This is a genomic window from Streptomyces sp. NTD91, assembly GCF_059510455.1.
Genome location: NZ_JCAJZW010000043.1, coordinates 12,377 through 37,383, shown reverse-complemented (window position 1 = coordinate 37,383; position 25,007 = coordinate 12,377). Strand labels below are relative to the sequence as shown.

Annotated in this window: 9 protein-coding genes; all 9 read right to left on the bottom strand. The window is 72.2% G+C overall.

The genetic code is table 11. The annotated features are described in order from the left end of the window. Window positions 1-23: 23 nt before the first annotated feature. The 9 genes from AC5WRT_RS31470 to AC5WRT_RS31430 all read right to left on the bottom strand — a co-directional run bounded on the left by AC5WRT_RS31470 (window position 24) and on the right by AC5WRT_RS31430 (window position 24,971). Complete coding sequence (locus tag AC5WRT_RS31470) at window positions 24-761, bottom strand: thioesterase II family protein (protein WP_496097427.1); 738 nt, start codon at window positions 759-761, stop codon at window positions 24-26. Then, window positions 758-2,008 (bottom strand): cytochrome P450, encoded by a 1,251-nt coding sequence (locus AC5WRT_RS31465; RefSeq protein WP_496097428.1) that lies wholly within the window; start codon window positions 2,006-2,008, stop codon window positions 758-760. Before AC5WRT_RS31465 ends, AC5WRT_RS31470 begins: the two co-directional genes overlap by 4 nt. Next, the gene (locus AC5WRT_RS31460) at window positions 2,005-2,265 is read right to left on the bottom strand and encodes an acyl carrier protein (RefSeq protein ID WP_496097429.1); all 261 of its coding nucleotides are present in this window, start codon (window positions 2,263-2,265) and stop codon (window positions 2,005-2,007) included. The genes AC5WRT_RS31465 and AC5WRT_RS31460 overlap by 4 nt, the downstream gene beginning before the upstream one ends. A 408-nt stretch (window positions 2,266-2,673) precedes the next feature. Further along, the gene (locus tag AC5WRT_RS31455) at window positions 2,674-3,438 is read right to left on the bottom strand and encodes an ABC transporter permease (RefSeq protein ID WP_496097430.1); all 765 of its coding nucleotides are present in this window, start codon (window positions 3,436-3,438) and stop codon (window positions 2,674-2,676) included. Next, window positions 3,435-4,409 carry an ATP-binding cassette domain-containing protein gene (locus AC5WRT_RS31450; protein ID WP_496097431.1) on the bottom strand — a complete coding sequence of 325 codons (975 nt, stop codon included), beginning with the start codon at window positions 4,407-4,409 and terminating at the stop codon, window positions 3,435-3,437. The genes AC5WRT_RS31455 and AC5WRT_RS31450 overlap by 4 nt, the downstream gene beginning before the upstream one ends. A gap of 100 nt (window positions 4,410-4,509) precedes the next feature. Beyond that, complete coding sequence (locus AC5WRT_RS31445) at window positions 4,510-5,244, bottom strand: thioesterase II family protein (RefSeq protein ID WP_496097432.1); 735 nt, start codon at window positions 5,242-5,244, stop codon at window positions 4,510-4,512. 278 nt (window positions 5,245-5,522) lie between these two features. After that, window positions 5,523-9,410 carry a non-ribosomal peptide synthetase gene (locus AC5WRT_RS31440; RefSeq protein ID WP_496097433.1) on the bottom strand — a complete coding sequence of 1,296 codons (3,888 nt, stop codon included), beginning with the start codon at window positions 9,408-9,410 and terminating at the stop codon, window positions 5,523-5,525. 4 nt (window positions 9,411-9,414) lie between these two features. Beyond that, window positions 9,415-17,181 (bottom strand): amino acid adenylation domain-containing protein, encoded by a 7,767-nt coding sequence (locus AC5WRT_RS31435; RefSeq protein WP_496100833.1) that lies wholly within the window; start codon window positions 17,179-17,181, stop codon window positions 9,415-9,417. Next, a complete protein-coding gene (locus AC5WRT_RS31430; RefSeq protein ID WP_496100832.1) occupies window positions 17,178-24,971 on the bottom strand; it encodes an amino acid adenylation domain-containing protein in 7,794 nt (2,597 codons plus the stop codon). Before AC5WRT_RS31430 ends, AC5WRT_RS31435 begins: the two co-directional genes overlap by 4 nt. Window positions 24,972-25,007 lie beyond the last annotated feature (36 nt).

Here is a 25,007-nt window from a genome sequence, read left to right as displayed (position 1 = left end):
TCCTACGGGCGGCTGGACCGCGCTCACAGCCAATGGGTCAGCAACTTCCGCAGCTCGTCCGGCGCGTCCATGAAGTCGTAGTGGCCGCCGTCGATCTCCCGGAATTCGACCGAGTCCGCGTACCGGCGCCAGCCCTGGAGGTCGGCGAGGGTGACGTCCGCATCGTCCCGCCAGTGCAGGACGACGACGGGGCAGTCGACCGCGGCCGGCTCGCTCCGCCGGTACGCGGTCGCCGCCGCGTGGTCGCGCAGCAGCACCATCAGGCCCAGGTCGACCATGTCCGGCCGCGGCTCGATCCCGCGGCTGCGGATGAACGCCTCCACCTCGGTGCGCAGTTCGGCCTCGGACATGGTGAGCATCCGGTCGCGCGAGGCGTCGTGCGGCGCCGGCTGGCCCGACACGAACAGGTGGTCCGGGGTGGGCAGGCCGCGTTCGGCGAGCCTCAGCACGGTCTCGTACGCGGGCAGCGCGCCCGCGCAGTGCGCGAAGAACGCGAACGGCCGGTCCAGCAGCGGCGCCAGGGCCTCGGCCAGGTCGGCGGAGAGTTGCTCGTAGGTGCCGTAGTGGAGGTGGGCCAGCCGGTTCTCACGGCCGGGGAACTGCACCGGACAGACCTCGACGTCGCCGAGCACGGCCGGCCAGGCGCTGAAGGCCGAGGCCCCGGACCCGGAGAAGGGGAAACAGAACATCCGGGCGGGGTGCTCGGCGGACGGCGGCCGGACGAACCACGGCGACGCGACGGTGGTGGAGCCGGAGGTCATGGCGTCCTTCGTTTCTGCGCGACGATGGGGAGGTGGGTCATCCCGGCGATGAAGTACGACCGCAGGTGCTGCGGTTCACCGGCGAGTTCGAGGGAGCCCGACCGCTGGGTCAGTTCTTCGAGGAAGACGCGCAGGGTCAGCCGGGCCAGCGGCGCACCGATGCAGAAGTGCGGGCCGAACCCGAACGCGACGTGGCGCTTGGCGCCGCTGCGCGTGATGTCGAAGGTGTGCGGGTCGGGGAACTGGGAGGCGTCCCGGTTGGCCGAGCCGATCCACGCGACGACCGCCGCCCGGGCCGGGATCGTGCCACCGGCGATCCGCACGTCGTCCACCGCGTACCGCATGAAGTTGCACGCGGGCGATGTCCAGCGCAGCCCCTCCTCGACCAGGTTGGGGATCAGCGACGGGTCGGCCTGCGCCTTCTCGAACTGCTCGGGCCGCTCGATGAGCGTGTGCACCAGGCCCGAGACGGTGTGCGGTGTCGTCACGTTGGCGCCGACGAGGATGCTGTAGCCGTCGAGGGCGATCTCCTCGTCGGTCAGCGGCGCGCCGCCGGCGCGGACGCTCATGAGGTGGGCGAGCAGGGTGTCGTCCTCCTCGCCGGTCGACCGGCGCCGCTTGACCCACTCGGTGACGTAGTTGACCAGCTCGTGGTGGGAGATGGCCAGCGTGGCGGCCTCGTTGCCGACCATGAAGTGCGGGTCCGAGGGAGCGGTCACCATCGCGGTCAGCTGGACGAGTTCCTCCCAGTCCTTCGCCGGGATGCCGAGCAGCGGGCCGGTGACCATCGCCGGCAGCAGCAGCGCCCGCTCGGCCAGGTCGAAGGTCTCACCGCCGAGGGCCGGCTCGAGGAAGCGCCGGATCGTCCCGCGGATCGAGTCCTCCCAGGACTTCACCGCGCGGGCGGTGAGCTTGGCGCCGAGCGGCCTGCGGACCTCGGTGTGCCGCGGCGGGTCGGTGGAGGTCAGCAGCTTGCCCGCGGCGGGGTCGTCCACCCCGACGTGGGTGGGTGTGGTGCCGCGCTCGGAGGTGAACTCCCGGTGGTCGCCGAGCACCCGGCAGACGTCCTCGTAGCGGGTCACCGACCAGAACTCCCGGCCGTCGGGAAGGACCTGGTGGTGCAGCGGCGCCCTGTCCCGCATCACGTCCCAGACCGGGTGCGGATCCCCCGAGGTGTACAGGTCCAGGTCGAACAGGTCGACGTGGTCGAGGTCGATGTCGCGCCCGGGCCCCGGCGTCAACCTCACGCCGCCGCCCTCCCCTGCTCGATGAGCTCGGCGACCCGGGCCGGGGTCTGCGCCAGGTAGAAGTCGCGCACGGACAGCTTGACGCCGTAGTCCTGGTGCACCCGCTCGATGATTTTGATGCCGGCGATCGAATTGCCGCCGAACGCGAAGAAGTCGTCCTCCGGCCCCATTTCGCAGTCGAGGTATTCCCCCCACAGATCCGCGATTTCCTGACCCAGTGACACCGGTGCGCCAGACGGCGCGGCTTGACGTTCCATTGCCAGTCTTTCCTTCCTCCGCCGACCGGGAATGCCCGCTCGCGTCCCTTGCCGTCCGGTGTCCGGACCGTCATGCCATGACGGCCACCGGGGCCCTGTGTGCGCTGTCCCGCCGGCGAGACAGATTCTTCGAATGGCCGATTCGAGTGTCGCGTGCACGCGCTTCCGTTCCCACCGGATCGGTGGTGTCCCGGGCGCGCCGGCGAGCGGGGTTGAAAGCGGCCCGGGGGAAAGCCCGCAGGCACGCCTTTCGCCCCGCCGGTGGGACAGAGCAATTCGACAGCGGCCCGGTGCAACGCCGTTAGAGCCCCGCTGGAACGCGGCAGAACGCCCACAACGCACAGGGCCGCCTCGGCGAACGCGTTCGCCGAGGCGGCCGGGGAGGGGGTGCGAAGGGGTGGGAGGAGGTCACACCCGCTTCTTGAAGTTGGCGACCGCCCACACATAGCCCAGGACGGTCAGCCCGGCGCACCAGGCGACGGCGGCGACGACGTGGCCGGTCGACGGCTCGGTGCCGAACAGCAGGCCGCGCAGCGTCTCGATGATCGGGGTGAAGGGCTGGTACTCGGCGAACTGTCGCACGCCGGCGCCCATCGTGTGCGCGGGGACGAACGCGCTGCTCAGGAACGGCAGCATGATCAGCGGCACGGTGGCCATGCCCGCGGACTCCACCGTCTTCGCGCCCAGGCCCATGGCGACGGTGAGCCAGCTGGTGGCGAACCCGAGGAACAGCATGAGGCCGATCGCGCCGAGCCACTCGGGGAAGCTCGCGTGCGGACGGAAACCCATCGCGAAGCCGACGCCGATGATGGCCGCGTCGGCGATCAGGGCACGCAGCGTCGTGGAGACGACGTGGCCGAACAGCACGGCGCCGTGCGAGACGTCCATGGCCTTGAACCGGTTGGTGATGCCCGTGGTCATGTCGCTGTTCACGGCCGCCGCGGTCGGCCCCAGCCCGTAGGTGATGGCCATGACGAGCAGGCCCGGCACGGCGTAGTCGACGTACTTGCCCTGGACCTTGAAGGCGCCGCCGAACACGTAGACGAACATGAGCATCATGACGATGGGAAACAGCACCGCGTTGAACACGGTGACCGGATTCCGCGTCGTGTGCTTGTAGTTGCGGCGCATCATGATGGCCGCGTCGCCGAACGACGTCGAGACACTGCTCACGGTGCGACCGCCTCCTTGTCGTTGATCAGGTTCTCGGTGGTGGTGCCGCCGCCGGCCGAGTTGTCGGTCAGGGCGAGGAAGACGTCGTCGAGGTCCGGTGTGTGCACCGAGAACTCCTGGGCGTTGATGTTGTTCTCGTCGAGCCGGCTCAGCAGGGCCAGCAGCGACCTCGACTCACCGTCGTTGGGCACCCGCAGGGTCAGCTCCTCGTCGTCCCGCGTGGCGCCGGGCAGCACCCGCGCCGCCACGTCGAGTTCGTGGACGTCGGCGAAGCGGAACCGGGCGTGGGTGCCGGGGATCTGGCGCTTGAGCTCCTCGGGGGTGCCCTGGGCGACCAGGCGGCCCTGGTTGAGCACCGCGATCCGGTCGGCGAGCTGGTCGGCCTCCTCGAGGTACTGGGTGGTCAGGAAGATGGTGGTGCCCTCGGCCACCAGCTCGCGGACGATGCTCCACATGGTGCGCCGGCTGCGCGGGTCGAGACCCGTCGTCGGCTCGTCCAGGAAGATGACCTCCGGGTCGCCGACCAGCGTCATCGCCAGGTCCAGCTTGCGGCGCATACCGCCGGAGTAGGTGCCGGCCATCTTGTCCGCCGACTCCACCAGATCGAACCGCTCCAGCAGCCGGGTGACCAGCTGGTCGGCCGCGCGCACGCGCTTCAGGTCCGCCACAAGCCGCAGGTTCTCCCGGCCCGACAGCAGCTCGTCCACCGCGGCGAACTGGCCGGTGACGCCGATGGCCGCGCGCACCTGCTTGGTCGCGGTCACCACGTCGTGACCGGCGACCCGCACCGTTCCGGCGTCGGCCTTCATCAGGGTCGTCAGGATGTTCACCGTCGTCGTCTTGCCGGCCCCGTTCGGGCCGAGCAGGGAGAAGATCGACCCTGCGGCGACATCGAAGTCGACGCCGTCGAGCACGACCTTGTCGCCGTATGCCTTGCGCAGCCCTGAAACTGCAATCGCTGAACTTCTCATGCTTCCACTTTCCTCTCCGGGCCTGTTACCCCCCTGTCACGGCGCTCGACTCCGTCTCGCCTGGTCACAGTCACGCGTCCGGCGGACGGCCGGCACCTGGTCAGCGGCCGCGGGCGCACTCCGCTTCGATCACGTCGAGCACCTCGCGGCCGTGGTCGACCAGATACATGTGGTCGCCGGTGAACTCCGCGTAGCTGAATTCGGCGGTGGTCGCGTCCTGCCACTGCCGGGCCTCCTCCGCGGTCACCAGGCCGTCGACGTCGCCGCGCAGCGAGCAGATCGGCACCGACACCGGCTCGTCGGTGCTCGGGACGTAGGCCTCGTGCATCTCGCAGTCGGCCTGCAGCGCCGGGAGGATGAGTTCCCGCATCTCCGGGTGGTCGAGCGCCTCGTGCCGGAACCCGGCGAACTCCTCGACCCTGGCGAGGAACTCCTCGTCCGGCAGGCCCGCCGCGCGCCGCTCGCGCTGGGTCCACGGCCCCGGCGAACCACTGACGACCAGCCGCTCCACGCGCACGTCGCGCTGCTTGAGGAGGTGCACCAGCTCGTAGGCGAGCACCGCGCCCAGGCTGTGCCCGAACAGCACGGTCCGCGCCCCCGCGCCGAGGTCCGCGACGACGTCGTCGATCGAACCCTTGGCCGCCTCGACGACGTTGCGGTACGGCGTCTCGAGGATCCGCCGCTCCCTGCCGGGCAGTTCGACCGAGGTCACGCGCCACCGGCCGGCGGCCAGCTCCCGCCACGGGTGGAAGAACGAGGGACCTGCCCCCGCGAACGGCACGCACAGCAGCGTGGTCTGTTCCCCGTGGTCGGCGGATGCGCTGGATTCCGTCACCCTGACCAACCCCCTTCACTTCTCTCGGATCGTGTGTTGAACGGTCGTCCCCGGCCCCGGCCGTGTCCTCGCCAGGGCCTGTCCGACCATGCGCGTCGTTGCCCGAAGGGCGGCCGCGCGGCGTCGGGTGCGTGCTCTCGGCGTGCCGGCCCCCGGTCCCCGCACCGGACGTACGTGGATCTGGCTCCGGTGCGGCGAGTGGCGGCACCGCCCACGCCGCCCAGGCAGTGGGGAGGGTGCAGGACGTCGCGGACCAGACGGGACTTTCGAAACACGCCCTAGGGCAGCTTGGGGCGGACGACCTCGAAGAACTGGGCCACCGGCGCGGGCATGTGCATCTCGTGGTGCGTGGCCTGCAGCTCGTGCACCTCCAGCTGACCGCCGACGTACGGCCGCCACAGGTGGGCGTACGACGTCTCCTCGAGGGCCGCGTGGAAATACAGCACATCGCCGCGGTAGACCGGGGAGTCGAAGTCGATCATGAGGGAGGTGTTGTTGGCCATGACCTTCGCCATGGTGTCCAGGAATCCCTGCCGGTTGCCCATGCGGATGTACTGACCGAAGTCGTCCTCCAGCTCCACCCGGTAGTCCGACGACTGCTTGTCGGCATGGACCTGCCTGAACCCGTGCCCGCCGGGCTGGGCGTCCAGGACGGCCACGAGGCGGACCTCGTGCCCGCGCCGGTCGAGGGCGTCCGCGACGGCCTGCACGACCGTGCCGCCGTAGGACCAGCCGATCAGGTAGAACGGCCCTTCCGGCTGGATCTTCAGGATCTGGTCGGCGTAGTCGTCGATCATCTCCTGGGCGGAGCCCGCGAGCGGTTCCACGCCGTCGGAGCCACGGGACTGCAGGGCGTAGGCCGGGCGGTCCTGCAGATGCGCGGCGAAGCTGTAGTACGCCCAGCCGAGCCCGCCGCCTCCGTGGAAGAACCACACCGGCGGCTTGCCCGTACCGGGATCGCCGTTCAGCGGCAGGACGACCGCGAAGGCGTCGGCGTCGTCGGCGGGCACGCCGCCGGCGAGCATCAGCGCGGCCAGCTCGGCCACCGTGGGGTACTTGATGATCGTCCTGATGGGGATGTCGATGTCGAACTCCTTGCGGATGCGGACGCTGAGCCGGGTGGCCAGCAACGAGTGCCCGCCGAGCGCGAAGAAGCCGTCGTCGATGCCGATGTCGTCCCGCCCGAGCAGCTCGCCGAAGAGGGCGCACAGCTTCTCCTCGAAGGCGTTGCGCGGCTCCCGGCCGGCCGCGGCGTGCGTGTCCTGCGCGGGCAGGGCGCGCCGGTCGAGCTTGCCGTTCGAGGTCAGCGGGATCTCTGCCAGCGGGATCAGCGCCGACGGCACCATGTAGTCCGGCAGCCGCTCGTGCAGGTACGCGGACAGCTCACCGGCGTCGACCGCGGCATCCGGCTCGGGCACCACATAGCCGACGAGGCGCTTGTCGCCCTCCTGGTACTCGCGCACCAGGACCACCGCCTGCGCCACGCCCGGGTGCCCGGCCAGCGCGTGCTCGATCTCGCCCAGCTCGATGCGGAAGCCCCGGATCTTCACCTGGGAGTCCGCCCGTCCCACGTACTCCAGCCGGCCGTTCCTGCTCCAGCGGACCAGGTCGCCGCTGCGGTACATGCGTTCGCCGGCCTCGCCGTAGGGGCAGGCGACGAACCGTCCCGCGGTCAGCCCGGGCCGACCGTGGTAGCCGCGGGCCAGGCCGTAGCCGGCCACGTACAGCTCCCCGGTCACGCCGACGGGCGCCGGCTTGAGGCTCTCGTCCAGGACATGGGCGCGCAGGCCCGGGACGGCCGGTCCGATCACGCTGGCCCGGTAGCGGGCGGCGGAGTGCTCGTCCAGGTCGATGCGGGTGACGTGCACGGTGGTCTCGGTGATGCCGTACATGTTCACCAGGACCGGCGCGTCGGAGGCGTGACGCGCGTACCAGTCCGCGAGGCGGCCCAGGTCGAGGGCCTCGCCACCGAACACCACGTAGCGCAGCGCCAGTTCCTGGCCGGGGGCTTCGGCGTCGGCCTGGATGAGCTGGTAGAAGGCCGAGGGCGTCTGGTTGAGGACGGTGACCCGTTCGCGGGCGAGGAGCCTCAGGAAGTCGGCCGGGGAACGGGAGACGTCGTAGGGGACGACGACCAGGCGGCCGCCGTACAGCAGCGGCCCCCACAGCTCCCACACCGAGAAGTCGAAGGCGTAGGAGTGGAAGAGGGTCCACACGTCGTCCGCACCGAAGGCGAAGTCCTCGGTGGCGGTGAACAGCCCGACCACGTTGCGGTGCGGGATCAGCACGCCCTTGGGACGGCCGGTCGACCCGGACGTGTAGATGACGTACGCGGGGTGTCCGGGGCGCAGGCGCGCCCGGCGCTCGGCGTCGGTCAGGTCGGCGTCCGGCTGTCCGGAGAAGGCCTCGGCCCGATCGAGGTGGACCAGCGGCAGGTCGTGGGCCAGGTCCTGTGCGGTGGTGTTGGTGCTGGTGGTGACCAGCAGGACCGGCTGGGCGTCCTCGACGATGTAGGCGATGCGGTCGGCCGGGGAGTCGGGGTCGATCGGCAGATAGGCGCCGCCCGCCTTGAGCACCGCGAGCAGCGCGACGACCAGTTCGGCCGAGCGCTCCAGGCAGACCCCGACCAGGGACTCCGGGCCCACGCCCTGGGCGACGAGGTGCCGCGCGAGCCGGTTGGCCCGGGCGTTCAGGTCGCCGTAGGTGAGCGTGGTGCCCTCGCAGGTCACCGCGGCCGCGTCCGTCCGCCGGGCCGCCTGCCGTTCGAACAGCTCGACCAGGGTGGCGTCGGGGATGTCGCGGCCGGTGGCGTTCACCTCCGTCAGCAGGTGCTCGCGCTCCGCCGCTCCGAGCACGTCGACGTCCCCCACCCGCATCGCCGGATCGGCGGCCAGCTGCTCCAGCACCCTGACGAGCCGGGCGGCGATGACCTCGGCCGAGTCGCGGTCGAACAGCTGGGTCGCGTACTGCAGGTCGCCCCGCAGCGCCCCCGACTCGTCCACGGTCAGGCTGAAGAACAGGTCGACCATGGCGGTCGACGGGATGGCCTGCTCGAACGTCACCTTCAGGCCGGGGATGTCGAGGTCCGGCTTCTGGTAGCTCTGCCAGGCGAACATCACCTGGAACAGCGGCTGGTAGGCGGCGGAGCGTTCCGGGTTGATGGCCTCGACCAGCAGGTCGAACGGCAGGTCCTGGTACTCGTAGGCGGTCAGCGCCTTGTCCCGCACCTGCGCGAGCAGGTCGGTGAAGGCCGGATTGCCGGACAGGTCGGCGCGCAGCACCTGGGTGTTGACGAAGAACCCGATCAGATCGGCGAGCGCCTCGTCGGTCCGCCCGGCGATCGGGCTGCCGATGGTCACGTCGTCCCCGGCGCCGAGCTTGCGCAGCAGCACCGCCAGGGCGGCCTGAAGGACCATCGACATGGTGGCCCCGCGTTCGTCGGCCAGTTTCTGCAGCCCGGCCGCGACCTTGGCCGGCACCGAGAGGCCGATCGTGTCACCGTGCGAGTTCGCGGCCGCGGGCCGCGGGCGGTCGAACGGCAGGTTCAGCGGCTGCGGCACCCCGTCCAGTTCCCCGCGCCAGTAGTCGATCTGCGCCGCGGCGACGCTCTCGGGGTCGGACGGGTCGCCGAGCACCTCGCGCTGCCACTGCGCGTACTCCTTGTACTGCACGGGCAGCGGCTCCCACCGGGGGGCGCGGCCGTCGCGGCGGGCGGTGTACGCCTGGATCAGGTCCCGCATCATGGGCGCGCTGGAGCTTCCGTCCGAGGCGATGTGGTGGACGACCACGACCAGCACGCGCTCCTCGGGGGATACGCGGAACAGGCTTGCCCGCAGCGGGAGTTCGGCGGCCAGGTCGAATCGGTGCGCGACGGCTTCGTCGATCGCGCCGGCCAGGTCCTCGGACGCCACCTCGACCACCCGCAGCCGCGGATCCGCCTGTTCCGTCGGCAGGATCCGCGAGTAGGGCTCACCGCCGTCGTCCGTCGCGTAGACGGTGCGCAGGATCTCGTGCCGGCCGACCACGTCACGGACCGCGGCGCCGAGCGCGGCCTCGTCCAGGGACCCGGTCAGCCGGAACGCCGCCGATATGTTGTAGGTCGCCGCCCCTTGCTCCAGTTGGTGCAGAAGCCACATACGGCGTTGTGCGAATGACAGCGGAATCATCGATTCACTCCTTAACGATCATCTGGCGCAGACTGGGGCGACGGGGAGCGGCCGATTCCTCCGACCACGCGGCGAGCGCGGCGACCGTCGGCAGGTCGAAGATCTTGCGGATGGGTATCTCGATCCCCAGCTCGGCACGGGCGCGGCTGATCAGCCGGGTGGCGAGCAGGGAGTGCCCGCCCAGCTCGAAGAAGCCGTCGTCGATGCCGACCCGGTCCATGCCGAGCACCTCGGCGAACAGCCCGGCCAGGGTCTCCTCGCGGGGAGTGCGGGGCGCCCGGTAGGCGGCGCCGGTGTACTCCGGTTCGGGCAGCGCGGCCCGGTCCAGCTTTCCGTTCGGGGTGAGCGGCAGCCGGTCGAGGACCATGAAGGCGGCCGGCACCATGAAGTCCGGCAGCCGCTGCGTGACGAAGCCGTGCAGTTCCCTGGAGTCCAGGCCGGCGCGGTCGCCGGCCGCGGCGTCGTCGCCGGTGACGGCCGGCACCACGTACGCGACCAGTTGCCTGCCGGTGCCGCTGCCGCGCCCGTCGCAGGCGAGGACGGCGGCCTGCGCGACGCCGGGATGCGCGGTGAGCGCGGCCTCGACCTCGCCGGGCTCGACGCGGAAGCCGCGCACCTTGACCTGCGTGTCCGCGCGGCCCACGTACTCCAGTCGGCCCTCTTCGCGGAGGCGGGCGAGGTCGCCGGTGCGGTACATGCGCGCGCCGGACGGGCCGAACGGGTCGGCGACGAAGCGCTCGGCGGTCAGCGCGGCGTGGCCGTGGTAGCCGCGGCCCACCATCCCGCCGACGTACAGCTCGCCGACCGCACCGGGCGGCACCGGCGCGAGGCCCGGGCCGAGGACGTAGGCGCGCATGTTGCCGAGCGGGGTGCCGACGGGTGCGCTGCCCGTCCAGCCGCGGGTGTCGTCGTCGACGGTGTGGGCGGTGGCGTAGAACGACTCGCTCTGTCCGTAGGCGTTGACGACCCGTACGCCCGGGAAGGCGGTGCGCACCTTGTCGACGAGCGAGGCGGGCAGGGCCTCGCCGGCGAAGACGACCGTCTCCACGCGGGTGCGGCCGGCGATCTCGTCGACGAGTTCGGCGAAGGCGGAGGGCACGGTGGAGACGACGCTGCCGCTCCAGCCCTTCCGCTCGCCCAGGACCAGGACGTCCCGGACCACTTCGACGACGCCGCCGGTGGCGAGGGTCGTGAAGATCTCGAACACCGACACGTCGAAGTTCACCGAGGTACCCGCGAGGAGCCGCTTGCCCGGCGCCAGGCCCACCCGGTCGGCGAGCCGCAGTACGCCGTTGACCACGCCCGCGTGGGTGATGGCGACGCCCTTGGGCTTGCCCGTGGAGCCGGAGGTGTACATGACGTACGCCAACTGCTGGGGGTGGTGCGGGACTTCGGGGCCGGTGTCGGGGCCGGACAGGTCGAGCGTGTCCAGGAGGACGTCCGGCGCGGTGTGCTCCGGCAGCGCCGCGACCGTCGCGGAGTCCGTCAGGACCAGGTGCGGGCGCGCCTCGTCGAGGACGGCGGTCAGGCGCCGGCTGGGGTACTTGGGGTCGACCGGCAGATACGCGCCGCCCGCCTTCAGCACCGCGAGCAGGGCGACCACGAGGTCCGCCGAGCGCGGCAGCGACACCGCGACCACCGACTCACGTCCCACTCCGCGTCCGGCCAGTTCGCGCGCCAGGCGGCCCGCCCGGGCGTCCAGCTCGCGGTAGGTGAGCAACGTGCCCTCGGCCTCCACGGCGACCGCGTCCGGGGTCCGTGCCACCTGTGCCGCGACCAGCCCGTCGACCGTGATGTCCGGGGTCGCCACGGCCGTGTCGTTGAACTCGGTGAGCAGCCGCTCACGTTCGGCCGGATCGAGGATGTCGACGTGCGCGGCCTTCAGCCGGGGGGTGGTGGCGAGCTGCCGCAGGACGCGCACGAGGCGGGCCGCGAACCGCTCCACCGTGTCCCGGTCGAAGACACCCTGCGCGTACTGCAGGACGAGCTTCAGGTGCGGGTCGGTCGCCGCCAGGAGGGTCAGCGGGTAGTTGGTGGCCGTGGACGGGCGCAGACCGGTGAAGGCGAGGCCTCCGGCGGCGTCACCGGCGGCGCCGATGGCGTCCCGGTCGACCGGGTACGACTCGAAGACGACCAGTGTGTCGAAGAGGGACGGCAGGCCGGCCGCCTGCTGGATCTCGGTGAGGCCGTAGTAGTGGTGGTCCAGGAGAGCGGCCTGCCGGTTCTGCAGTCCGGTGAGGACCTCGGCGAGGGTGTCGCCGGGCGCGTGGGCGACGCGGACCGGAAGGGTGTTGATGAACATCCCGACCATCGAGTCGACGTCCGGCACGGCGGGCGGCCGTCCGGAGACGGTCGCGCCGAACACCACGTCCTGGCGGCCGGTGAGCTGTCCGAGCAGCAGCGCCCAGGCACCCTGGACGAGGGTGTTGACGGTGACGCCCAACTCGGCGGCCCGCCTGACGAGTTCGCGTGCCTCCTCGGTCGGGAGCGGAACGTCGAGCTGGTCGACGCCCTGCTCGCCCACGCCCTCGGAGCCGGGGGCGAGCAGGGTCGGCTCCTCGACCCCGTCGAGTTCGGCCGCCCACACCCGGGCCGACTCCTCCTCGTCCTGCCGGGCGCGCCAGGCCAGGAACTGCCCGAAGTCGCGGGTCGCGGGCAGGCCGGCCGGGTCGCCCCCGGACGCGTACAGCAGCAGCAGGTCCCGCATCAGCAGGGGCGTGGACCAGCCGTCGATCAGCACGTGGTGGGCGGTGAGCACCAGTTCGGCACGGCCGGGTTCGAGGACGGCGAGGGTCATCCGCAGCAGCGGCGGGGTGCGCACGTCGAAGTGGGTGGCCCGGTCCTCGGCGAGGAACCGCTCGAACGTCTCGGTCCGCTCCGCCTCGCCGACGGCGGTCAGGTCGAGGTACTGCCAGGGCAGGGTCACCGTCTCCGGCACGACCTGCACCACCTCGCCGTCCGCCCGGTCGACGAACGCCGCGCGCAGGCCGGCGTAGCGGCCCAACAGGGCCTGCGCGGCGCGGTGCATCCGATCGGGGTCGATGTCGCCGGACAGCTGGAAGACCAGCTGCATGTGATAGGCGTCGAAGGAGGATCCGGCCAGCGCCGTGTGGAACAGCATCCCGGACTGCACCGGTGTGGTGGGCCATATCGTGGCCATCTTGCCGAACCGGGCCTCCCAGGTGTCGATCTCGTCCTGGCGGACCTCGACCAGGGGTGCGTCGCTCGGAGTGAGCCCGCCGGCGTCCGGGGTCGTGGCGTGCCGGGCCAGGGCGGTCAGCGCCTCGACCCACAGCCCGGCCAGCTCGGTCACCTCGGCGCGGGTGAGCACTCCGGTGGGGAAGCCGAAGTAGGCGGTCAGCTCGTCACCGGCGGCCACCGCGTTGATCTCCAGCGCCGACAGCACCGGCATGTCCGCGTCGGGCGCGGCGATCAGGTCCCGGTGCGTGGTGTCCGGGGCCCAGCCGAGGCCCCGCAGCTCCTCGGGGATGTCGGCGCCGGAGGAGCGGCCCAGGTAGTTGAACCCGATCTGCGGTGCGCGCGCTCCGGCCAGTTCGGCGGCGGTCTCCTCGTTGAGGTGGCGCAGCAGGCCGTAGCCCATGCCGTTGTCCGGTACGGCCCGCAGCTGTTCCTTGACGGCCTTGACGGCCCGTGACGCGGCCGCGCCGCCGGCGAACGCGTCGTCCACGTCGACGCCCGCCAGGTCCAGGCGCACCGGGTACATCGCGGTGAACCAGCCGATCGTGCCCGACAGGTCGGCGCCGGGCACCAGGTGCTCCTCCCGGCCGTGTCCTTCGAGTCGCACCAGGGTCCCGGACGCGGACACGCCCCGTGCCTGGCGCCAGCGGGCCAGGGCCAGGGCCAGTCCGGTCAGCAGCCCGTCGTCGACACCGCCGCGGAACACGGCGGGCACCGTGGTCAGCAGGGTCCGTGTGACGTCCGCCGGCACCTGGACGCGCACGGTGTCCACGGTGGCCGTGACATCGCGTGCGGGGTCCAGCGACCGCGCGCCCAGCACCGGTTCGTCGGCGCGCAGGATCCGCTGCCAGACGGGCAGTTCGGCGATCCGCTGGGGGCTCGCCGCCTCGTCGGCCAGGGCGTGCGTCCACCGGCGCAGCGAGGTGCCCACCGCCGGCCGTGCCGAGGCGCGGCCGTCACGCACGCGCTGCCAGGCGGACACCAGGTCCGGCAGCAGGATCCGCCAGGACACCCCGTCGACGACCAGGTGGTGCAGCACGATCAGCAGCCGGTCCGCGTCGTCCGCGTCCGCGTCCGTGTTCGTGTTCGTGTTCGTGTTCGTGTCGGAGGTGAACCACACGAACTGCGCCATGACGCCCGCGTCCGGGTCCAGGCGGTCCGCGGCCGCGTCCAGTTCGGCCTGCACGTCGGCACCGGCGTAGCGGACTTCCCGCAGCAGGGCGCCGACGTCCACCCGGCCGGGCGGCTCCATCCGCAGGCCCGGCTGCTCCCGGTCGAGCCGGGAACGCAGCACGTCGTGCCGGTCCAGTACGGCCTGCAGCGTGGCGAGCAGGCCCGCACGGTCGATGTCCGCGGGCAGGGTCAGCAGCGCGGACATGCAGAACCGGCCGATGCCACCGCCGAGCGCGAGGACGTGGGCCGCCGTCGGCGGCAGCGGGGCCCAGCCCACGCCGCCGCCGGGCAGTTCGGCCAGGCCGACGGGTTCCTCTTCCCCCCGGCCCTCGACCAGTTCGGCGAGCCGGGCGACCGTGCGGTGTTCGAAGATCTCCCGGGTGCTGACCACGACACCGCGCGCCTTGGCCCGCGCCACGACCTGGATCGACCGGATGCTGTCGCCGCCGCTGGTGAAGAAGTCGTCGTCGATGCCCACCTGCCCGGCGTCGAGCACGTCGGCGTAGACCTCGGCCAGGACCCGCTCCGCCTCGCTGCGCGGCGCCCGGTAGGCGGCGCCGGTGAACTCCGGCTCGGGCAGCGCGGCCCGGTCCAGCTTGCCGTTGGCGTTGAGCGGCAGCCGGTCCAGCACCAGGAACAGGGTGGGCACCATGTAGTCCGGCAGCCGCTCGGCCATGAACCGCCGCAGCTCCGCCACCGGGACCTCGGCGTCCGCCGCCGGCGCCACATATCCGACGAGTCGTCTGCCGCCGGTGTGGTCCTCCCGGGCCATGACCGCTGCCTGGGCGACCTGGGGGTGCCGGGCGAGGACCGTCTCGATCTCGGTCGCGTCGAGGCGGATGCCGTTGATCTTGACCTGGGTGTCGGCCCGGCCGGCGTACCTCAGCCGGCCGTGCTCGTCCCACTGGGCCAGGTCGCCGGTGCGGTACATCCGGGTGCCGGCGGGGCCGAAGGGGCAGGGCACGAACCGTTCCGCGGTCGCGCGGCCGTTGCGGTGGTAGCCGCGGGCGACCAGGCCGGTGACGTACAGTTCGCCGATCACACCGGGCGGAACCGGTGCCAGTTCCGGCCCCAGGACGTGGGCGCGCATGTTGGCGAGGGGGGTGCCGACCGGGATCGCGCCGGTTCCGCTCCACTGCTGGGGGAGCGTGAAGGTGGAGGCGTAGAAGCTCTCGGTCTGCCCGTAGGCGTTGACGACACGGACTCCGGGCAGGGCCTGGCGCACCTTGTGGACCAGGTCGGCCGAAAGCGCCTCACCGGCGAAGACGACGGTGCGCACGTCGAGCGCGGCGGCCTCGTCCAGGAGTGCGGAGAACACCGACGGCACGGCACTGACGGTCGTGCCCGACCATCCGCCGCGCTCGGCGAGTTCGAGGACGTCACGGACGATCTCGACGCACGCCCCGGCGGTGAGCGCGGTGAAGATCTCGAACACGGACACGTCGAAGTTCACCGACGTCGCGGCGAGCATCCGCGACCCCTCCCCGACCGCGACCGTACGACGCAGATCGCGCACCCCGTTGACCACGGCCGCATGCGTCACGGCCACGCCCTTGGGCGTCCCGGTCGAGCCCGACGTGAACATCACGTAGGCCAGGTTGTCCGGGCCGGTCCGCACGTCCGGGGCTTCGACGGCGCGGCCGTCGAGGCACAGGTCGTCGAGGTGGAGGACGGGCGTGCGGCTCTTCGCCACGGTCGCCGCCGTCGCGTAGTCGGTCAGGACCAGCGCGGGATCGGCCGTCTCGAGCAGGAGGTCGACGCGGGTGGCGGGGTAGCCGGGGTCGATCGGCAGGTAGGCGCCGCCGGCCTTGAGCACGGCCAGCAGCGCGACCACCAGGTCCGCCGAGCGCGGCAGCGCCACGGCGACCAGCACGTCCGGCCCGACGCCGCGGTCCCGCAGCACCGCCGCCAACCGGTTGGCCCGGGCGTCCAACTCCCGGTACCGCAGCTCGGTGTGCCCGGACACCACAGCGGTCGCGTCGGGTGTCCGGGCCACCTGTGCGGCGACCAGCTCCGGCACCGTCGCCCGCTGCACCGGGGCCGTGGTGTCGTTCAGCTGTGCCAGCCGGTCCCGTTCGGCACCGGTGAGCACCTCCACCGCGCCGAGCCGCGTCCCGGGATCGGTGACCACCTGCCGCAACACGCGCACATAGCGGTCGACGAGGCTCTCGGCCGTGGCGTGCTCGAAGAGTTCCGTCGCGTACTCCAGCCGGCCGTACGCGCCGCCGGACGGAGCCGGGACGATGTTGAAGAACAGGTCGAACTTCGCCGTACCGGTGCCCGCCGGGACGGGGCTCACCCGCAGACCGGGTATCTCGATCCGCGACCACTCGAACTGCCAGGCCAGCATCACCTGGAACAGCGGCTGGTAGGAGGTGGTGCGCTCCGGGCTCAGCAGCTCCACCAGGCGCTCGAACGGCACGTCCTGGTTGTCGTAGGCGGCCAGGGCCCGGTCGCGCACCTGCTCGAGCAGTTCGCCGAACGACGGGTTGCCGGACAGGTCGACGCGCAGCACCCAGGTGTTGGCGAAGAAACCGATCAGGTCGTCGAGCTGTTCGTCGGCGCGCCCCTCGATCGGGCTGCCGATCGTGAGGTCGTTGCCGGCCCCGACGTGGTGCAGGAGCACCGCGAGCACGGCCTGCGCGACCATCGGCGCCGTGCCGCCGCGCTCCGCGGCCAGCTTGCCGATCCCGGCGAGCAGGTCCGCGTCCAGCTCGAAGTCGACATGGCCGCCGTCGTGACCGGCCGCCGTCGGCCGCGGCCGGTCCAGCGGCAGCTGCACCGGCTGAGGCACCCCGGCCAGTTCGCCGCGCCAGTACTCCAGCTGCGCCGCGGCGATGCTCTCCGGGTCCTCCTCGTCGCCGAGCAGCTCCCGCTGCCACAGCGTGTAGTCCTTGTACTGCACGGCGAGCGGCGCCCACTGCGGCGTCTCGCCCCGGTGGCGGGCCGCGTACGCCGCCAGCAGATCCCGCAGGAACGGCGCCATCGACGCCCCGTCCGCGGCGATGTGGTGGAACACGAACACCACCACGTGATCCTGCGGGGTCACGCGCAGCACGGTGGTCCGCAGCGGGAGTTCCCTGTCCAGCTCGAAACCCTCGCACGCGGCCTGCTGCAGCGCGGCGTCCACCGCGTCGGCGGCGACGTCGGTCACCCGAAACGGCGCGGCCGCCTCCTGGGCAGGCAGGATCCGCTGCTCCGGCGTGCCGTCGGCGTTCTCGGCGACCACGGTGCGCAGGCTCTCGTGCCGGGTGACGACGTCCCCGACCGCCGCGGCCAGGGCCGCCGTGTCCAGCGGCCCCTGAAGGCGCAGCACGAACGGGATGTTGTAGGTCGCGGACGGGCCTTCCAGGCGGTGCAGGAACCACAGCCGGCGCTGGGCGAAGGACAGGGGGATCATCGACGCGGCTCCTCAACGGTCATCTGGCCCAGCCGGGGACGCAGCCGGGGGCGGTTCGACGTGCCCAGTTCCTCGATCCGCTCCGCCAGCAGGGCGACGGTCGGATTGCGGAACACGGTCGTGACCTTCACGTCGGCGTTCAGTTCGTTGCGGATGCGGCCGACCAGCCGGGTGGCCAGCAGCGAATGCCCGCCGCGGCTGAAGAAGTCGAGGTCGATGCCGACCTCCGTCAGTCCGAGCAGCTCGGCGAAGAGGCGGCACAGGACTTCTTCGGTGTGGTTGCGCGGCGCTCGTCCGGCCGGTTCCTTGGTGTAGTCCGGTGCGGGCAGCGCCTTGCGGTCGAGCTTTCCGCTCGGTGTCGTGGGCAGCTCGACGAGCGGCACGATCGCCGAGGGGACCATGTACTCCGGCAGCCGCTCGCGGATCTGGCCCGTCAGGGCCGTCAGGTCCAGCGCTGCCGGATCGATGTCCTTGCCCGGCACGACGTACCCGACCAGACGCTGGTCGTCGGCGCGGTCCTCGCGCACGACCACGACCGCCGCGTCGACGTCCGGGTGCGCGGTCAGCGTCTGTTCGATCTCGCCGAGCTCGATGCGGAAGCCGCGCACCTTGACCTGGAAGTCGGTCCGGCCGATGTACTCCACCTGGCCGTCGGTGTTCCACCGCACCAGGTCACCGGTGCGGTACATCCGGGTGCCCGGCTCGCCGAACGGGCAGGCCACGAACCGGCTCGCGGTCAGCCCGGTCTGCCCGAGGTAGCCCCGGGCGAGCCCGGTACCGGCCAGGTACAGCTCGCCGGCGACGCCGGCCGGGACCGGGCGCAGCGCCGCGTCCAGGACGTACACCTGGGTGTTCCAGATCGGTGCGCCGATCGGCACCCGGTCCGCGCCCGGCACGTGCTGCCACGCCGTGACCTCCACCGACGCCTCGGTGGGCCCGTAGAGGTTGTGCACCCCGCAGCCCGGCAGCACACCGGCCGCCTTGTTGGCCAGCGCGGGCGGGAAGGCCTCGCCCGCGACCTCGATCCAGCGAAGGCTGGTGCACTCCTTGGCCGCCGGCTCGGCGACGAACGCCTCCAGCAGGGAGGGCACGAAGTCGGCGCCGGTCACCCCTTCGCGCTGGATCAGCTCGGCGAGGTAGGCCGGGTCCCGGCGCCCGTCCGGACGCGCGATGACGACCGCGGCCCCGACCTGCAGCGGCGCGAACAGCTCCGGCACCGACACGTCGAAGCTCGCCGTCGTGCTGAGCAGGACCCGGTCCTCGGGCCCGACGCCGAAGTGCGCCAGCCCCCACGCCAGCCGGTTCATGATCGACCGGTGCGCCACCTGCACGCCCTTCGGCCCGCCGGTGGAACCGGAGGTGAAGATGACGTACGCGGCGTGGTCCGGGGACAGGGCACGCTGCGGGTTCGTCTCCGGGTAGGCGGAGACGTCCGGGAGGTTCTCGTCCAGGACCAGCAGCGGCCGTGCGCTGTCCAGGACATGCCGCACCCGGTCCTCGGGCAGCTCCGGGTCCACCGGCACATAGGCCGCCCCCGCCTTCACCACCGCGTACAGCGCCACCAGCAGGTCCACGGAGCGCGGGATCTTCACCGCGACCAGCTGCTCGGGACCCGCGCCCTGCTCCGCCAGCCAGTGCGCCAGCCGGTTCGCACGCCGGTTGAACTCTCCGTAGGTCAGCGTCTCCTGCTCGCCGATCAGCGCCACCCGGTCCGGGTCGCGCTCCGCCTGGGCCTCGAACGCGCCCGGCAGGGTGCCGGCGGGCACCGGGTGGGCCGTGTCGTTCACCCGGCGCACCAACCGGTCCCGCTCGTCCTCGCCGAGCACCTCCACCGTGCCCACCGGAACCGTCGGGTCCTGAAGCACCTGTTCCAGGACCCGGACGAGCCGTGCGGCGATCACCTCGGCCGCGCCGCGGTCGTAGAGGTTCCGCTGGTAGTCGAGGGAGAGCCGCAGATAGGGGTCGGAGGAGTTGAGGGTGAGCGGGTAGTGCGAACCCGCGAACGGCCGGATGGCGTCGATCGTGAAGCCGGCCGAGGCGTTGGCGTCGACGATGCCCGCGCGGTCGATCGGGTAGTTCTCGAACACCACGATCGTGTCGAACAGCGAGGGCAGCCCGACGCCGCGCTGGATGTCGGCGAGGCCGTAGTAGTGGTGGTCGAGCAGGCTGATCTGCCGGTTCTGCAGGTCGGTGATGACCTCGGCCAGGCTGTGGTCCGGCCGGCACACGGCCCTGGTCGGCAGGGTGTTGATGAACAGGCCGACCATTTCGTCGGAGCCGGTCAGGTCCGCCGGGCGGCCGTTGACGGCGGCGCCGAACACCACGTCGTGCTGCCCGGTCAGCTTCGACAGCAGGACCGCCCACGCGCCCTGCAGCAGCGTGTTGAGGGTGACTCCGAGTTCCGCGGCGCGCCGGGCGAGTTCGCGTCCCTTGTCGATCGACAGCGGTACCTCGACCCGTCCGAGGGCGGTCGCCTCCCCCGCGGAGGGCAGGTCGGCGGCCACGAGGGTCGGCTGGTCGAATCCCTCCAGCTCGGCCTGCCAGCGGGCCGCGGACGCCTCCCGGTCCTGCCGGGACAGCCAGGCCAGGTAGTCGCCGTAGGAGCGGACGGGGGCGAGGTCTTGGGTCTCGGCGTACAGGCGGATCAGGTCCGTGATCACCAGCGGCGACGACCAGCCGTCGAACAGCGTGTGGTGCGCCGTGATGACGAGTTTCGCCCGCTGCGGCCCGCAGGTGAGCAGGGCCAGGCGGAACAACGGCGGCCGGGCGGGGTCGAGTTGGTCGGCCCGGTCGTCGGCCAGGGCCTTGTCGAGCGCGGCGTCCTGCTCGGCCTCGCTCCACCCGGTCAGGTCCAGGTGCCGCCAGGGCAGGGCGACGTGTTCGGCCACGATCTGCACCGGGTCGCCGTCGGCCGCGGTCAGGAAAGCGGAGCGCAGGTTCGGGTACCGCTCGAGCAGCGCCTGTCCGGCCGCCCGCATGCGCTCGGGGTTGACGTGCCCGGACAGGTGCAGCACGAACTGCATGTGGTAGACGTCGAAGGTGCCGTCGGCGAGCGCCGCCTGGAACTGGATGCCGGACTGTCCCGGGGCCTGTGGCCACACCTCGACCAGCCGGCCGTAGCGCTCCTCCCAGTCCTCGATCTCGTCCTGGCGCACCGAGACCAGCGGGGCGTCGGAGGGCGTGAGCCCGCCGATGTGCGGGCGTGCGGCGTACGCGGCCATGCCGTGCAGCACCTCGACCCACAGCTCGGCCAGTTCACCCGCCCGCTCGCGGGACAGCACCCCGGTGGGGAACATGAAGGCCGCCTGCAGCCGGGGGCCGTCGGCGGTGTCCGTGACGACCGAGTTGACCTCGAGCGCGGACAGCGCGGGCAGGTCCGGGTCGGGCGTCGCGATCAGCTCGGCGGACCAGGACGCCGGCCCCCAGCCGTGCGCGCGCAGGTGCTCGGGCACGTCGGTGTCGGAGATCCGGCCGAGGTAGTTGAAGCCGATCTGCGGCGCCGGGTACTCGGCGAGCTGCTCGGCGGTCTCCGGGTTCAGGTAGCGCAGCAGTCCGTAGCCCAGGCCCTTGTCCGGGACGGCGCGCAGCTGCTCCTTGACCAGCTTGACCGCCTGGCCGGCCGCGGGGCCGCCGACCAGTACGTCGGCCAGGTCCACGCCCTGCACATCCACCCGGGCCGGGTACATGGCAGTGAACCATCCGACCGTCCGGGAGAGGTCGGCACCGGGCACGGCCTCCTCCTCGCGGCCGTGGCCCTCGAGGCGGACCAGGGTCGAGCGCTCCGTTCCGCGCCACCGGTCGACCGCGAGGGCGAGCGCGGCGAGCAGCACGTCGGTTCCGGTGCCCTTGAACGCGGCGGGCAGCCTGGTCAGCACGGCCTCGGTGACCTCGACGGACAGCTCGATCCGCACGGTGTCGAGCGTGGACCACACGTCCACGGCCGGGTCGAACGCCCGGGTGCCCAGCGGGGGGTCGGCCGCCTCGAGCAGGTCGCGCCAGTACGCCAGTTCCGCCTCGCGCTCCGGCGAGAGCGCCTCGTCCTGGAGCGCCGCCGCCCAGCGGCGGGCCGAGGTGCCGACGGCGGGCAGCTCGGGCGCCCTGCCGGAGCGGACCTGCTGCCACGCCTCGGCGAGGTCCGACATGAGGATCCGCCAGGAGACGCCGTCCACCGCCAGGTGGTGCAGCACCAGCAGCAGCCTGCCCGCACCGGACGGTGCGGCGAACCAGACGAAGTCCGCCATGGTCCCGGCCTCCGGGTCGAGCCGGCCGACCGAGGCGTCCAGCTCCTCCCTGGCCGCCTGAAGCACGGACGGCTCGTCCCAGCCGCCGTCGCAGTCGACGCGGTGGATCAGGCCGGCGGCCCGCACGGAGCCCGCCGGGCGTACGACGAGGGAGGGTTCCTCGCCGCGTACGAGCTGCGCGCGCAGCAGGTCGTGCCGGTCGAGCACGGCGTCCAGCGTCGCGGCGAGGCCGTCGGCGTCGATGCCGACGGGCAGTTCGAGGACGATCGACATGGCGAAACGGTTCGTCCCGCCGCCGTGCTCGAACACCTGCCGCGCCACCGGCTGCAGCGGCACCGGGCCTACACCGCCGCCCTCGAGTTCGGCGAGCACGGGCCCGAGGCCCTGGCGGGCGGAGGCCACCTCGGCGAGGCGGGCCGCCGTGCGGCACTCGAAGATCTCCCGCGTGCTCAGCTCCAGGCCCCGGGCCCGGGCCCGCGCCACCACCTGGATGGAGCGCAGGCTGTCGCCGCCCACCGCGAAGAAGTCGTCGTCGACGCCGACCCGGTCCACACCGAGCACGTCCGCGTACGCCGCGGTGATGATCTTCTCTGCCTCGGTGCGCGGCTCGCGGTAGGTCTCACCGAGGAACTCCGGCTCGGGCAGCGCCTTGCGGTCCAGCTTGCCCGTCGGTCCGAGCGGCAGCCGGCCGAGGGCCACGAAGGCCGAGGGCACCATGTAGTCGGGCAGCCGTGCCGCGACGAACTTGCGCAGCTCGGCGGCGGAGGCACCGGACTGCACGTCCACGTCGCCGATACCACCGGCGCCGTCGTCACCGACGGCCCCCTCACCGGTGTGCACCACGTACGCGACGAGCCGCCGCCCGCCCGAGGGCACCTCCCGGCTGATCACCACGGCCTCGCTGATGCCTGGGTGCGCGGTGATCGCGGCCTCGACCTCGGCCGTCTCGATGCGGAAGCCGCGCACCTTCACCTGGCCGTCGCCGCGGCCGACGCACTCCAGCTGTCCCTGCGCGTTCCAGCGGGCCAGGTCGCCGGTGCGGTACATCCGCTCGCCGGCGGGGCCGAACGGGCTGGCCACGAAGCGCTCGGCGGTCAGTCCCGGGCGACCGTGGTAGCCGCGGCCCAGGCAGGTCCCGACCACGTACAGCTCACCGATCACACCCTGCGGCACCGGGGCGAGTCCCGGGCCGAGGACGTAGGCGCGCATGTTCCCCAGCGGGGTGCCGATGGGCGCGACGTCGCCCTCCGCCCACTCCTCACCGGCCGCGAGGGAGAACGTGGTGGCGTAGAAACTCTCGCTCTGCCCGTAGGAGTTGACGATCCGCACGCCGGGCAGGGCCTCGCGCACCTGTCGCACCAGCCGGCCCGGGAGCACATCGCCAGCGAACACGACCGTGCGCACCTCGGGCGCCTTGTGCAGCTGGCCGACCAGTTCCCCGAGCACCGAGGGAACCCCGCTGATCACCTGGCCGTCCCAGCGTTCCCGCTCGCCGAGCGCCAGCGCGTTGGGCACCAGCTCGGCCGTGCCGCCGGTGGTCAGGGTGGTCAGCAGCTCGAAGACCGAGACGTCGAAGTTGACCGAGGTGCCGGCCAGCATCCGCCAGCCGGACGGGGTGTCGAGGACGCGCACCAGTTCCCGCACGCCGCCCACGACACCCCGGTGGGTGATCGCCGCGCCCTTCGGCTTGCCCGTGGAGCCGGAGGTGTACATCACGTACGCCAGGTTGTCCGGGGCCAGCGGCGCGATCCGGTCCAGGTTGCGCGGCGCCTGCGCGGGCGTCTCCCATTCCGCACGCCGGTCGAGGTTGACGCACGCCATCGCGCCCTGCGGCAGCTCCTGCCAGGTCGCGGTGTCGGTAACCGCGAACCGCGGGGCCGCTTCGGACAGCACGCTCTCCGCCCGCCCGCTGAGGTACTGCGGGTCCAACGGTACGTACCCGGCACCGGACTTGAGGATGCCGAGCAGGCCGGCAACCAGGTCCTCGGTGCGCGGGAGCGCCAGGGCCACCAGGTCCTCCGGACCGGCGCCGCGCCGGATGAGCTCCCAGGCGACGCCGTTCGCCCGGTCGTCGAGCTCCCGGTAGGTCAGCGTCCGGTCCTCGCACACGAGCGCCGGGGCGTCGGGCGTCCTGGCGACCTGGGCCTCGAACAACTCCGGGACGGTCACCTCGTGCGCCGCGGTGGCGGTGGCGTTGAACTCGGTGAGCAGCCGCTCCCGCTCGGCCGCGTCCAGCACGTCGACGGTGCCGATGGTGCGCTCGGAGTCGGCCACGAGCCGGCCCAGGACGCGGACGAACCGCTGCGCGATGCCCTCGGCCGTCTCCCGGTCGAAGAGGCTGGTGGCGTACTCCAGACGGCAGTTCGCCCCGCCGGAGCCGTTCGGGATCAGGTCGAAGAACAGGTCGAACTTGGCCGTGCCGGTCTCCAGCCGCTCGGCCCGCACGTCGAGGCCGGGCAGCTGCATGGGCGGCACGGGCGGCTGCCAGGAGAGCATGACCTGGAAGAACGGGTTGTAGGCCGTGGACCGGTCCGGGTTGAGCAGCTCCACCAGCCGCTCGAACGGCATGTCCTGGTTGTCGTACGCGGCCAGCGACCTCTCCCGCACCTGTTCCAGCAGCCGGCGGAAGGTCGGGTTCCCGGAGAGGTCGACGCGCAGTACCCAGGTGTTGACGAAGAACCCGACGAGGTCGCGCAGTTCCTCGTCGGTGCGGTCCGTGATCGGCGCGCCGATGGACACGTCGTCACCGCACCCGAGGTGGTGCAGCAGCACCGCGAGCGCCGAGTGCATGACCATCGACACCGTGGTGCCCGCTTCCGCGGCCAGCTGCTCCACGGCGGCGAGCAGGTCGGGCCCGACGGAGAACGGGATCCGGTCGCCGTCGGGGTTCATCACCCTCGGGCGCGGACGGTCCGTGGGCAGCGCCAGCGGTTGCGGCAGATCTGCCAACGCTTCGCGCCAGTAGGAAAGTTGCCGGGCGGCGGTGCTGTCGGGGTCGGACTCGTCACCGAGCACGTCCCGCTGCCACAGCGTGTAGTCCGCGTACTGCACCGGCAGCGGCTCCCACCCCGGGGCCCGGCCCTCGGTGCGGGCCGTGTAGGCGGTGGTGAGATCGCGGAACAGCGGCCCGAAGGACTCGCCGTCCACGGCGATGTGGTGGGCCACGACGACGAGGGTGTGCTCGTGCGGCCCGGACCGCACCAGGCGGGCGCGGATCGGCGCGTCGGCGGCCAGGTCGAAGGTCGCGGTGGCCACCTCGTCGACCGCCGCCGCCCGTTCGTCCTCGCCCGCGACCTCGACCACCGGCAGGTCGAACGGCTGCCGTCCGGACGGCAGCACCTGCTGGTGCGGGACACCGTCGTCGTCCTCGACGATCACCGTGCGCAGCACTTCGTGCCGGTCGATGACATCGCGGAGCGCCGCCTCGAGCGCTCCCGCGTCCAGCTCACCGGTCAGCCGCAGGGCGAAAGCGCCGTTGTAGGTCGGCGACGGGCCTTCGAACCGGTCCACGAACCACAGCCGACGCTGCGCGAACGACAACGGGATCATTGTGTCTCCAAATCGGCAAACCAGTGAGCAGGTGGT